General features: G+C 71.5%; 14 protein-coding genes. 3 read left to right on the top strand and 11 right to left on the bottom strand.

Going from position 1 to position 12312, the window contains the following annotated elements:
* Positions 1-80 precede the first annotated feature (80 nt).
* The 3 genes from BMZ92_RS35310 to mca are packed head-to-tail and all read right to left on the bottom strand — an operon-like array spanning position 81 to position 3320.
* A complete protein-coding gene (locus BMZ92_RS35310) occupies positions 81-2087 on the bottom strand; it encodes a thioredoxin domain-containing protein (protein WP_091516891.1) in 2007 nt (668 codons plus the stop codon).
* Between the two features lie 37 nt (positions 2088-2124).
* On the bottom strand, positions 2125-2409 hold the full coding sequence (locus BMZ92_RS35315) for a hypothetical protein (RefSeq protein WP_091516894.1): 285 nt from the start codon (positions 2407-2409) through the stop codon (positions 2125-2127).
* A complete protein-coding gene (gene mca, locus BMZ92_RS35320; RefSeq protein ID WP_091516897.1) occupies positions 2406-3320 on the bottom strand; it encodes a mycothiol conjugate amidase Mca in 915 nt (304 codons plus the stop codon). The genes BMZ92_RS35315 and mca overlap by 4 nt, the downstream gene beginning before the upstream one ends.
* Positions 3321-3423: 103 nt before the next feature.
* On the opposite strand from mca, the gene BMZ92_RS35325 reads away from it, so the two are divergent.
* Positions 3424-3846 carry a DUF4307 domain-containing protein gene (locus BMZ92_RS35325; protein WP_091516900.1) on the top strand — a complete coding sequence of 141 codons (423 nt, stop codon included), beginning with the start codon at positions 3424-3426 and terminating at the stop codon, positions 3844-3846.
* 193 nt (positions 3847-4039) lie between these two features.
* Positions 4040-4537 (top strand): transcription elongation factor GreA, encoded by a 498-nt coding sequence (greA, locus tag BMZ92_RS35330; RefSeq protein ID WP_091516958.1) that lies wholly within the window; start codon positions 4040-4042, stop codon positions 4535-4537.
* A gap of 61 nt (positions 4538-4598) precedes the next feature.
* On the opposite strand, the gene BMZ92_RS35335 is transcribed toward greA, so the two are convergent.
* Together BMZ92_RS35335 and ilvA are read right to left on the bottom strand one after the other, a co-directional pair.
* Positions 4599-5066 carry an Lrp/AsnC family transcriptional regulator gene (locus BMZ92_RS35335; RefSeq protein ID WP_091516903.1) on the bottom strand — a complete coding sequence of 156 codons (468 nt, stop codon included), beginning with the start codon at positions 5064-5066 and terminating at the stop codon, positions 4599-4601.
* Between the two features lie 10 nt (positions 5067-5076).
* The gene (gene ilvA / locus BMZ92_RS35340; RefSeq protein WP_091516905.1) at positions 5077-6294 is read right to left on the bottom strand and encodes a threonine ammonia-lyase; all 1218 of its coding nucleotides are present in this window, start codon (positions 6292-6294) and stop codon (positions 5077-5079) included.
* Between the two features lie 76 nt (positions 6295-6370).
* Here ilvA and BMZ92_RS35345 point away from each other — a divergent pair, with 76 nt between their 5' ends.
* Entirely contained in the window at positions 6371-6649 is a 279-nt protein-coding gene (locus BMZ92_RS35345) for a hypothetical protein (protein WP_091516907.1), read from the top strand.
* Here the strand turns inward: BMZ92_RS35345 and BMZ92_RS35350 are convergent.
* From BMZ92_RS35350 to BMZ92_RS35375, 6 genes are all read right to left on the bottom strand, one after another.
* Complete coding sequence (locus BMZ92_RS35350) at positions 6597-7166, bottom strand: SDR family oxidoreductase (protein WP_342743536.1); 570 nt, start codon at positions 7164-7166, stop codon at positions 6597-6599. The two genes, BMZ92_RS35345 and BMZ92_RS35350, sit on opposite strands and share 53 nt — an antisense overlap.
* An 82-nt stretch (positions 7167-7248) precedes the next feature.
* On the bottom strand, positions 7249-8406 hold the full coding sequence (locus BMZ92_RS35355) for a cystathionine gamma-synthase (protein ID WP_091516910.1): 1158 nt from the start codon (positions 8404-8406) through the stop codon (positions 7249-7251).
* A gap of 10 nt (positions 8407-8416) precedes the next feature.
* Positions 8417-8848 carry a hypothetical protein gene (locus BMZ92_RS35360; protein WP_177229014.1) on the bottom strand — a complete coding sequence of 144 codons (432 nt, stop codon included), beginning with the start codon at positions 8846-8848 and terminating at the stop codon, positions 8417-8419.
* Positions 8849-8857: 9 nt separating this feature from the next.
* The gene (locus BMZ92_RS35365) at positions 8858-9343 is read right to left on the bottom strand and encodes a hypothetical protein (protein ID WP_091516914.1); all 486 of its coding nucleotides are present in this window, start codon (positions 9341-9343) and stop codon (positions 8858-8860) included.
* A gap of 136 nt (positions 9344-9479) precedes the next feature.
* The gene (locus BMZ92_RS35370; RefSeq protein WP_091516916.1) at positions 9480-10808 is read right to left on the bottom strand and encodes a hypothetical protein; all 1329 of its coding nucleotides are present in this window, start codon (positions 10806-10808) and stop codon (positions 9480-9482) included.
* Between the two features lie 106 nt (positions 10809-10914).
* Positions 10915-12291: a cystathionine beta-synthase gene (locus tag BMZ92_RS35375; RefSeq protein ID WP_091516918.1), complete on the bottom strand. Its 1377-nt coding sequence runs from the start codon at positions 12289-12291 to the stop codon at positions 10915-10917.
* Positions 12292-12312: the final 21 nt, after the last annotated feature.

Consider the following 12312-nt stretch of genomic DNA (forward strand, 5'->3'; position numbering starts at 1 on the left):
ATCAACGCCCACTGCTCATCCGACAACAACCGAAACCGCGACACACCCGGAAGCATCCCAGCCAACAACCGAAATCATTGTCAGACACGCCCTAGCGCCGCCTCCAGTTCGTCAGGCGTCGTCACCGGGCGCTCGCACACGTAACCCCGGCACACGTACGCGGCCGCGGCCCCCTCCACGAGCGGGCGGTCGGCCAGCAACGGCGCGCTGTCCGGCTGACCCGCCAGCACCACGCCGCCGCCGTGCACGAGCTGCGCCGCCGTGGTCCGCAGCTCCGACCACGCCTCGGGGTCGAGCCCGACGACGGCCACCTGAACCGGGCCCGTGACGAGCGCCTCGGCCACCGAAAGCCAGTGCCCCGCGAACCGCGGCACCTTCGCGACGAGCTGGCCCGCCCGGTTCAGCGCCGCCTCGGCCGCCTCCCGGTACCGCGCCGAGCGCTCGGGGCCGACGAGGACCGAGGCCGTGACGAGCGCGCCCGCGAGCGCCGAGGCGCCCGACGGGCTGGCGTTGTCCGTGGGGTCGGAAGGCCGCTGCACCAACGTTTCCGCGTCATCGGCCGTGTCGTGGTAGGCGCCTGGTGCGTCGGACGCGAACCTCGCCAACGCGACGTCCAGCAGCTGCACGGCTTCGTCGAGCCAGCGCGGGTCACCGGTCGCCTGGTGCAGTGCGAGCAGGCCGTCGGCCAGGCACGCGTAGTCCTCCAGCACCCCGGCCGCCTCACCGACCTGTCCGCCGCGGGAGCTGCGGCGCAAACGCCCGTCGAGCACGTGCAGGTCGAGGATCGCGCTCGCCGCCCGGTCCGCCGCCTCGATCCAGCGCGGTTCGTTCAGCGCCGCTCCCGCCTCGCACAACGCCGTGATCGCCAGCCCGTTCCAGGAGGCGATCACCTTGTCGTCGCGGCCCGGCTGCGGCCTGAGGCCGCGGGCGGCGAGCAACGCCGCACGCACGCGCTCGAACCGCTCCGGGTCGTCGGGGTCGCGGCGCAGCTGCAGCACCGACCTGCCGTGCTCGAAGGTCCCGGTCTCGGTCACCTCGAACAGCGAGGCCGCCCACTCCGCGTCGTCCTCGCCCAGCACCTCCCGCAGCTGCTGCGGCGTCCAGACGTACGTCAGCCCTTCCTCGCCGAGCGTGTCCGCGTCGAGCGAGGCGGCGAACCCGCCCTCCTCGGTACCGAGCTGGTCGAGCAGGAACTCGCCCGTCGTCCTGGCCACCGCGAGCGCGCGGGCGGACCCGGTCAGCCGCGCCAGGTGCGCGTACACCCGCAGCAGCAAAGCGTTGTCGTACAACATCTTTTCGAAGTGCGGCACGACCCAGTCCGCGTCCACCGAGTACCGCGCGAAGCCACCGGCGAGCTGGTCGTACATGCCACCGCGCGACATCGCGTCGGCGCATTCCTCCACAAGGGACAGTGCTGTCGCCGAACCGGTGCGTTCGTGGTGGCGCAGCAGGAATTCCAGCGTCATCGACGGCGGGAACTTCGGCGCCCCGCCGAACCCGCCGCGCTCGTGGTCGGCTTCCGCGTCGAGCTTCTCCACGGCCTCGGCGAGCACCCGCTCGTCGACGGCGGCACCCGGCAGCGGCCCGGTCTGCTTCGCCAGCTGCTCGACGATCTGGCCGGCGCCCGCCTTCAGCTCGTCACGGCGCTCCTGCCACGCCTGCGCGACGGCGACCAGCAGGTGCTGGAACGACGGCATGCCCGGCCGGGGCTGGGGAGGGTAGTAGGTGCCGCAGTGGAACGGCTCGCCGTCGGGGGTGAGGAAACACGTCATCGGCCAGCCGCCGTGCCCGGTCATGGCCTGCGTCGCGGTCATGTAGACGGCGTCGATGTCCGGGCGTTCCTCGCGGTCCACCTTGATGTTGACGAAGTTCTCGTTCATCAGGCGCGCGGTTTCGGCGTCCTCGAACGATTCGTGGGCCATGACGTGGCACCAGTGACAGGCCGCGTACCCGACGGAGAGCAGGATCGGCACGTCCCGGCGGCGGGCCTCGGCGAGCGCCTCGGCGCTCCACGGCCACCAGTCCACCGGGTTCTCGGCGTGCTGGAGCAGGTACGGGCTCGTGGCAGCGGCTAGTCGGTTGGCCATGCCCCCAGGGTGTCACGGACCGGCCGGCCGCGCGGGGTCAGGAGCTTTCGCTCTTCTCCGGCTGCTTCGCCTCGGCCTCCGGCTTCTCCTCCTCGGCGGGCTCCTCCTTGTCGAAGCTCGCCGGCACCCGCTTCAGGTGCTTGGTCATCGAGCGCACGAGGAACGCCACCGCGACCAGGAAGATCAGCAGGAGCAGGAAACCCACCGGGGAGGACTTGCCGAAGTCCTCCCCCTGGCCGCCGTTGTCACCGTTGCCCGGCTGCTGCGCCAGGACGAGCGCGGTCGTCTCGACCGGGCCCGCGCCTGGCAAAGCGAAAGTCATGCCGTCGTCACCTTCTCCCTCACCCCGGCGAACAAATCGTCCTCCGGCAGGGTGCTGTCCACAAGAGAGCGGACCAGCTCGTACTCCTCCGTCGGCCACACGCGGCGCTGGATCTCCAGCGGCACGGCGAACCAGCGGCTGTTCGGGTCGATCTGCGTGGCGTGCGCCTTGAGCGCCTCGTCACGGATCTTGAAGTAGTCGGCGCACTCGATGCGCGTGGTGACCCGCTCCATCACGTCGGCGCGGTCCGGGTCCCACTTCTCGAGCCACTCGGCGTACGGCGACTCCAGGCCGGCCTCGGTCAGCGCGTCGTGGAACAGCTGCATCTTCTGCCGCGAGAAGCCGTGCATGTAGTACAGCTTCAGCGGCTGCCACGGCTCACCGGCCTCGGGGAACCGGTCCGGCTCGGCGACCGCGTCGAACGCCGCGACCGACACCTCGTGCGTGCGGATGTGGTCGGGGTGCGGGTAGCCGCCGTTCTCGTCGTAGGTCAGCACGACGTGCGGGCGGAACTCGCGCATCACCATGACCAGCTCGCGCACCGGCTCCTCCAGCGGCACCGTCGCGAAGGAACCCTCCGGCAGCGGCGGCAGCGGGTCACCCTCGGGCAGGCCGGAGTCGATGAAACCGAGCCAGTGGTGCTTGATGCCCAGGATCTCGGCGGCGCGCGCCATCTCCTCGCGGCGCAGCTGCGCCATGTTCTCCCGCACCTCGGGCCGGTCCATCGCGGGGTTGAGGACACTGCCCGCCTCGCCGCCGGTGCAGCTGACGACCATCACCTCGGCGCCCTCGGCCACGTACTTGGCCATCGTGGCGGCGCCCTTGCTCGATTCGTCGTCTGGGTGGGCGTGCACGGCCATCAGCCGCAGGCCGGAACCCGGTTCGGAAATCCGTTCAACAGAGTTCACCATGCCTGCAACGACCCCTTCTGCACCGCTATTCCGGACCTGACGGATACTCGACCCACCCCCATTGTCCCCGGGGGTACGACAGTTCGGATCAGGAGGCCCGGGTTTGACGACGCGCGCGCTGCCCGAGGGCCGTTACGGCAAGGCCCGCGGCACGACGCCACCCCGCTGGCGGCGGTGGTTGTTCGTCGCGGTGGCCCTCGTCGCGGGTGTCGTGGTCGCCTGGGTGGCCTACGTCAACCTCGGGCCGGCGCCCATCGAGGCCGACCGCGTCGCGTTCGACGAGCAGCCGGGCAACGCGATGTCCATCACCATCAACGTCACGCGCGACGACCCGGACCGGGCCGGCGTGTGCATCGTCCGGCTGCGGGACCTCTCCGGTGCCGAAAGCGGGCGGAAAGAGGTCTACATCCCGCCGGGCGAGAACCACAGCAGGCAGACCACCGTCGTCCGGAGCATCGACCGGCCGGTCACCGCGGACGTGTTCGGCTGCTCCTACGACGTACCGTCGTACTTGTCAAGCAGCTAGCGGCCAACGGGGTGAAACCCTCGCCGAACGCCCGCTGACCGCCGAAACGGCCGGTCGCCGGTCCCCCTCACGTGCTATCCTGGTCTACCGGCACGGCCCGAACGGGCCGTGTTTTTCCTTTATTCCAGCCTCGCCGGCGTCCCCGGTGGGGCCGCCGGCTTGTATACCCATGCCCGGCAGGCACGACGAGGAGATGGTGGCCGTGAGCGACACCCAGGTGACCTGGCTGACGCAGGAAGCCTTCGACAGGCTCAAGCACGAGCTCGACGAACTGATCGAGAATCGTCCGGTCATCGCCGCGAGGATCAACGACAGCAGGGAAGAGGGCGACCTCAAGGAGAACGGGGGCTACCACGCCGCCCGCGAGGAGCAGGGCCAGGCCGAGGCCCGCATCCGCCACCTGCAGGAGCTGCTGCGCTCCGCGAAGGTGGGCGAGCCGCCCGCCAACGACGGCATCGCGGAGCCGGGCATGGTGCTGACCGTCCGCTACGAGGGCGATGACGACGAGGAGCAGTTCCTGCTCGCCACCCGGGAGGAGGGCGCCGAGGGCGCGCTCGACGTGTACTCCCCCGAGTCGCCGCTGGGCAAGGCACTGCTGGGCGCGAAGGAGGGCGAGTCGCGTGAGTACGACCTGCCCAACGGCAAGACGCAGAAGGTGACGCTGCTCAAGGCGGTCCCCTACAGCGGCTGACGACCTGCGGACGGCCGGCGTTCCCGCTCCCGGGGACGCCGGCCGTTCGTCGTCCGCGGGGTCAGGAGCCGCCGTAGGCGATGCGCTCCAGCAGCGGCCGCACCCGCAGCGGGATCGGCGTGGTCAGCGCGAGCGACGTGTTGGTGCGGCGCACGCCGGGCAGCCCCACCACCTGGTCGATCACGTGCTGCAGGTCCTCGTGGTCCTTGGCGACCATCCGCACGAATAGGTCACCCTGGCCGGTGGTCGCGTGCGCCTCGCAGACCTGGTCGATGGCGGCGAGCCCCGCCGCGACCTCGGTCCGGCTGCCCTGCGCGATCTCGATGACGGCGAACGCGGTGAGCCCGTAGCCGATCGCCGCCATGTCGACCTCGGGCGGGAAACCGCCCAGCACACCCTGCTCGGTCAGCCGGTCGAGCCTGGCCTGCACGGTCCCGCGCGCGACGCCGAGCCGGCGCGCGCATTCCAGCACCCCGAGCCGGGGCGCGTCGGTGAGCAGGAGCAGCAGTTTCGCGTCGAGTGCGTCCACGTCGGTGTCCCTACGAGGTCTGTTCGAGCGCGAGCGTGTAGCCCGCGCGTTCGAGTTGGGCCGTGACCTCGGCGCAGTGCTCGGGGCCGCGGGTCTCCAGCTTCAGCGCGACCTCGACCTCGCCGAGCGCGAGCGCGCCGGAGATCCGGGAGTGCTCGACGTCCAGCACGTTCGCGCCCAGTTCGCTGATCCGCGACAGCACCGACGCGAGCACGCCGGGCCGGTCCGGAACGCGCAGCCGCAGCGCGAGGTAGCGGCCGCCCGCGGTCATGCCGTGCTGGATGATCTGCAGCAACAGCAGCGGGTCGACGTTGCCGCCGGACAGCACGCCGACGATCGGCCCGGTGAACTCCCCGGGGTACTGCAGCAACGCCGCGACGGCGGCGGCGCCGGCGGGTTCGACGACGAGCTTGCGCCGTTCCAGGCACAGCAGCAGCGCACGCGACAGCGACTCCTCCGTCACCGTGACGACGTCGTCGACCAGCGCCTGGACGTGCTCGAACGTGAGCGCGCCGGGTTCGCCGACCGCGATCCCGTCCGCCATCGTCGACGATTCGGCCAGCCGGACGGGCTTGCCCGCGAGGAGGGAACCGGGGTACGCCGCCGCGCCCTCGGCCTGCACGCCGACGACCCGCGTGTCCGGGCGCCGCGCCTTGACCGCCGCCGCGATCCCGGCCACCAGCCCGCCCCCGCCCGCCGGCACCAGGACCGTGCCCACGTCGGGCACCTGCTCCAGCACCTCCAGCCCGACGGTGCCCTGCCCGGCGATGACGTCCTCGTGGTCGAAGGGGTGGATGAACACCGCCCCGCTGTGCTGGGCGAAGGCGATCGCCTCGGCGAGGGTCTCGTCGAACAGGTCGCCGTGCAGGTGGACGTCCGCGCCGTAGCCGCGCGTGGCCGCGAGCTTGGGCAGCGGCACCCGCGTGGGCATGAAGACCGTCGACTTGATGCCCAGCAACGACGCCGCGAGGGCTACCCCCTGCGCGTGGTTCCCCGCGCTCGCGGCGACCACGCCCCGGCCGCGTTCTTCCGCCGTCAGCCCGGAAATCCGCGTGTAGGCGCCCCGGATCTTGAAGGAACCGGTGCGCTGGAGGTTCTCGCACTTGAGGTGCACCGGCGTGCCGTGAACCGTTTCCAGGTCCCGTGCGTGTTCCATCGGGGTCATCCGGACGACCCCTTCGAGGAGGCGGCGCGCCTCCTCGATCCGGTCCACGGGCACCAAACGCATAACCGGGATCATGCCACCCCCGGCCGGGCGCTTTCGGTACCCTGGAGCCGGCCGGGACGGGAATCAGGGAGTAACGATGCGAAGGCGGAGCGAAACGGACGGCGTGCCACGCCGGTCCACTCGTTCGGCCGGGGCGCTGCCTCTGGTCGCGGCGGTCACCTCGGCACTGGCGCTCACGGGCGCCGCGTTCTACACCGTCGACCGCGCCTCCTGCGGTGACCCGGCGCAGTACATCCGCCACGACAACCACATCGAACTGGTGGGTGGCTGCGTGGACGGCTCCGAGCTGGAGCAGATGCGCGTCACGCAGCACACCTCCGGGCAGATCGCCGAGTACAACAACTACCGGCCTTAGACCTGGTTTGCCCCGCCGTCGACGTACAGGTTGGCGCCGAAGACGTAACTGCTCTCCTCGGAGGCGAGGAACGCACGAACGCGGCGACCTCCTCCGGCCGCCCCATCCGGCCCATCGCGACGCCCGCACCCAGGCGCGCCTTGACGTCGGGAGCCTTGTCCTCGCCGAAGAGGCTCGTGATCCCGGGGGTGTCGATCGGTCCCGGCGAGATCGCGTTGACCTGCTCCAAGGTCGCGAGCGAGGCCCAGGCGGCGTTCGCGAACACCACGTCCAGACCACGGCCGCGGGCACGAACGGCGTCGTACAGGCGGTCCAGGTCGGCCGGGTTCGTGACGTCGCCCGCGACTGCGGTGGCCCCGGCGGCACCGATCGTCTCCACTGCCGCGTCGAGCTCGGTCTTGCGGCGGCCGGTGACGAACACGTGTGCGCCCTCGGCCGCCAGCCGGAGCGCGGTGGCCAGTCCGATCCCGGTTCCGCCACCGGTCACGACGGCGGTCTTGCCTGCGAGCTGGCCCATGCGCTGCCTCCGGTTCTATTCAGTACCGGTCGGTACTGAATAGCCCGTAGCAGTTAAGAACCGGTCGGTACAGAAGGCTGCGTCAGCCCAGCGCTTCGCGCAGGTCCTCCACCAGGTCGCGGCCGTCCTCGATGCCGACGGACAGGCGCAGCAGGTCCGCGGGCACCTGGAGCATCGAGCCCGCCACGCTCGCGTGCGTCATGCGGCCCGGGTGCTCGATCAGCGACTCGATCCCGCCGAGCGATTCCGCGAGGATGAACAGCTTCGTCCGCGACGCGACGTCCAGGGCGGCCTGCTCCCCGTCGGCGTGCCGGAACGAGACCATCCCGCCGAACCGGCGCATCTGCTTCGCCGCGGTCTCGTGGCCCGGGTGCGTCTCCAGCCCCGGGTAGTAGACCTCCGCGACCTTCGGGTGAGCGGCCAGCATCTCGACGACCCGTTCCGCGTTGTCGCAGTGCCGTTCCATGCGCACGGCCAGCGTCTTCGCCCCGCGCAACGTGAGCCACGCGTCGAACGCCCCCGGCACCGCACCCGCGCCGTTGCGCAGGAAGAACAGCTGGTCCCGCAGCTCGTCCTCGTTCGTCAGCACCGCGCCGCCCACGACGTCGGAGTGGCCGCCGAGGTACTTCGTCGTCGAGTGCACGACGACGTCCGCGCCCAGGGAGAGCGGCGTCTGCAGGTACGGCGTGGCGAAGGTGTTGTCGACGACCAGCCGCGCACCCGCCGCATGTGCGACGCCCGCCAGCGCGGGAATGTCGGCGATGCCGAGCAGCGGGTTGCTGGGCGTCTCGCACCAGATGAGCTTCGTGTCGTCCTCGACCGCGGCACGCACGGCGTCGATGTCGGCCAGGTTCGCGACCGTGTAGCGCAGGCCCCAGTTCGTCAGCACCTTGTCGATCAGCCGGAACGTGCCGCCGTAGGCGTCGTTGCCGAGCACGAGGTGGTCACCCGGCCGCAGCGTTGTGCGCAACACCGCGTCGGTGGCCGCCATCCCGGACGCGAACGCGAGCCCGTGACGAGCCCCTTCGAGCGACGCGAGCTGCTGCTCCAGCGCCGTCCGCGTCGGGTTCGCGGTCCGGGAGTACTCGTAGTCCCCCTCGCGGGTGCCGCCGACGCCGTCCTGCGCGTAGGTCGAGGTCTGGTAGATCGGCACGATTACCGCACCGGTCCGCGGGTCGGGCTCCTGACCAGCGTGAATCGCACGCGTCTCGAAGCCGAACCGGGAGATTTCGTCAGCCATACGGCCCAGGCTACGACCAACCACTCGTGACCCACCGTGCGGTGGGCCGCAGGCTCGCCAGCACGAGCGTCACGACCGCCGGCAGGCACAGCAACGCGAGGTACCCGAGCGGCAGCGTGCGGTCGGCCAGCCCGAGGAAGTAGACCCCGAGCGCGCCCAGTACCAGCACCGATACGTACAACAGCAACGCGAGGACCGCCCCGGCGATGGTGCACACGCGGCCGAACGGTTTGGCGAGAATCAGCCCCACCCCGCCCGTGATCAACACGGCCGCGACGACGACGTGCAGCAGGAACGTGAGCAGGGCCCGGCCCAGGTCGTCGTCCCCCGCGAGCATCACCGCCCCACCGGCGACACCGATCAGGTGAAAGATGCCGCCGAGCAGGGCGAGGATCGCGGCCGGGATGCCGGTGGCGCCGCCGCGGGAAGGTCGATCGTCCATGCGCATGGCCTACCAGCCCGGCCGGGAGGCGCTGCGCTCCGGGTGCCGGAGGTAGCGGAACGTCGCCGGGACCGCGCACAACACCAGCAGGACCGGTCCGCCGACCGCCGCGGCGACCCGCACGAACGCCTGGTCCGGCACGAACTGGAACATCGACGTGAAGAACTGGGAGAACTGCCCGGGGAACAGCAGCAGGGGTTCGCCGACGACGGCTCCGATCGCGGCGAGCGCGCCGAGCAGCAACAACACGCCGCCAGTGAACACGCGGAACAGCGTGACGAGCCCGCCGAGGAGCAGCAGCACCGCGGCGAGGAGGTACAGGCCGAGCACGAGTTGCGTGCGGCTGGGCAGGTCGGCGAGCCCGAAGTCGATGAACCACTCGGCGGGCAGGTAGCCGAGCACCCCGGCGAGCACCAGCCCGACGAGCCCGGCGAGCACCGCCGTCGTCGCTTTCGGCCGCCGCTCGGGAGCCGGGTGACTGCGCGGGTCGGACACGGTGCCCCCACATGGCGAGCGCTGGCTGGTGCGCACACTCTAGCGGCGGGAGGTCCGTTCGGGGCAGCGTTCCGGGGACGGGGACGACGATGCCCCCGGCTGCGGTAGCCGGGGGCATCGGAGTGGTTTCAGCCGGTCACCAGGGCTGCTGCGGCGGCTGGCCGGGCTGCTGGGGCGGCTGGCCGTAGGGGCCGGGCTGCCCGGGCTGCCCGTACGGACCGGGCTGCTGCCCGTAGGGGTTCGGCGGCTGCGGGAACCCGCCGCTGGCGGGCGCCTGCCCGCCCGGCTGCTGACCGTACGGCGCCGGCTGGCCGAAGCCGCCGCTCGGCGGACCGTAGGGGTTGGGCTGAGCGGGCTGGCCGTACGGACCGGGCTGCTGCTGGCCGGGGAAACCGCCCGCGGGCGGACCGCCGAAGCCGCCGGGTCCACCGCCGGGACCGGACGGACCACCGAGGCCGACGTACTGCGCCGTCGCGGGCAGCACCGCCAGCACCCCGACCGCGGCGAGCACGATGCCGAAGATCAGCTCGAACACCACCCGGGTCCAGCCGCTGCCCAGCGCGATCAGGAAGATGAGCGCACCGATGAACAGCAGCGCACCACCGGCGAGGACCAGGTACGACGAAAGCTTGTTCTTCAGGAACAGCAGCACCGCACCGGCGACGCCGGCGAGGCCGCCGAGCGCCATCAGGATGACGTAGATCCAGGCCTGGGTCACCTGCCCGTCCGAGTCCGAGCTGGCCGAGTCCGCCGCCTGCTGGCACAGGCTCGGGTCGCCGCCCATCTGCCGGATCTGCGCCTCGCACTGCGCCACGGCGTCACTCGACCCGCTGCCACCCAGGTCACCCATCATGGTGAAGGCGAGGATGGCGCCGATCAGGCCGAGCACGCCGACGATGCCCGCGGCGATCCAGCCGAACAGCTGCTGCTGGTTGCCGCCGCCACCGGCGGGCGCGCCGTACGGCGAGCCGTAACCCGGCGGCGGACCGCCGAACCCGCCCGGCTGGCCGAAGCCCTGCGGCGGCTGGCCGTACGGACCCGGCTGCTGCTGGCCGAAGCCCTGCGGCGGCTGCCCGAAGCCACCCGGCTGGCCGAAGCCGCCCGGCTGCTGACCGAAGGCACCGGGGTTGTCGGCCGCGCTCGGCGGCGGGGCGTACGGGATCGAAGGGGGCGGCTGCACGCCAGGGGGCACCAGCTGGGTCGACTCCGAGGCACCCTGCTCGCCGGTGTTCGCGGCACCCCCGCCGCCTTCGCCCTGCTCGGCGGGCTGGCCGGGCTGCACGACCTGCGTCGGCTCCGGGGTCTCGCCGAACTGGCCGCCCGGCTGCTGACCGGGCTGCACCACCTGGGTCGGCTCCGACGAGCCGAAAGGACTGTCTTGTTGCGGCTGGGGACCGCTCGGCGGTCCCTGAGGCGGCTGTTGCCCGCCACCCCAAGGCTGGTTCGGCGGCTGCGGAGCGCTCATGTGGGCCTGTAACCCCCTTGATAAGGCTGGATGTGCTCTGGCGGCACACGCTATCGGATGGCCGGGTGCGGTGCTCGTAACGCCCCGGACGAAAAGGACGATAAATCTACCCGCGCCGGCCCGCGAGGAATCCCAGCAAATCGTGCCGGGTCACCACACCCGCCGGCTTGCCGTCCAGCAGCACGAGCGCCCCGTCCGCGCCCGAAAGCGCTTTCATCGCGGCCCCGACCTGCTCGCTGGCGCCGATCGTCGGCAGCGGCGGTGACATGTGCTGCTCCAGCCGGTCGGCGAGGTTGGCCTTGCCGGTGAACAGCGCCTCGATCAGGTCCCTCTCGATGACGGACCCGACGACCTCGGCGGCCATCACCGGCGGTTCCGCGCTCACCACGGGCATCTGGCTCACGCCGAACTCCGACAGGATCGCGACGGCCTCGGCCACGGTCTCGTTCGGGTGCGTGTGCACGAGGTCCGGCAGCGCTCCGGTCTTCGCCCGCAGCACGTCGCCGACCGTGGCGCCCGAGGTGTCGGGCGAGAGGAAGCCGAACGACGACATCCACTGGTCGTTGAACACCTTGCCGAGGTAGCCGCGGCCGCCGTCGGGCAGCAGCACCACCACGACGTCGTCCGGGCCGAGCCGCTTGGCCAGCCGCAGCGCCGCCGCGACCGCCATCCCGCACGAGCCGCCTACGAGCAGCCCCTCTTCCAGCGCGAGGCGGCGCGTGATGTCGAAGGACTCCGCGTCCGAGACCGCGATGATCTCGTCGGCGATGTTCCGGTCGTAGGTCTCGGGCCAGAAATCCTCGCCGACGCCCTCCACGAGGTACGGCCGGCCGGTTCCGCCCGAGTACACCGAGCCCTCCGGGTCGGCGCCGACGACGGCGACCTTCCCGTCGGAGACCTCCTTGAGGTAGCGGCCGGTGCCGGAGATCGTGCCGCCCGTGCCGACGCCGGCGACGAAGTGCGTGATGCGGCCTTCGGTCTGCCGCCAGATCTCCGGGCCCGTCGAGTGGTAGTGGCTCGCCGGGTTCTCCGGGTTCGCGTACTGGTTGGGCTTCCAGGCGCCCTCGATCTCCTGCACCAGCCGGTCGGAGACCGAGTAGTAGGAGTCGGGGTGCTCCGGCGGCACGGCCGTCGGGCAGACCACGACGCGGGCGCCGTAGGCCTTGAGGACGTTGCGCTTGTCCTCGCTGACCTTGTCCGGGCACACGAACACGCACTGGTAGCCCTTGCGCTGGGCGACCATCGCCAGCCCGACCCCGGTGTTGCCGGAGGTCGGTTCGACGATCGTGCCACCCGGCTTGAGCTGCCCGGACGCCTCGGCGGCCTCGACCATGCGCAGCGCGATGCGGTCCTTCACACTGCCACCGGGGTTGAGGTACTCGACCTTGGCCAGCACGAGCGGCTGCAGCCCTTCGGTGAGCGCGTTCAACTTGACCAGCGGGGTGTTGCCGACGAGATCGACGACGTGCTCGTAGTACTCCACGGGTGTCAGGCTACGTGGTCC

Origin of the sequence: Amycolatopsis sacchari (assembly GCF_900114035.1) — a bacterium.
Taxonomy (GTDB): domain Bacteria; phylum Actinomycetota; class Actinomycetes; order Mycobacteriales; family Pseudonocardiaceae; genus Amycolatopsis_E; species Amycolatopsis_E sacchari.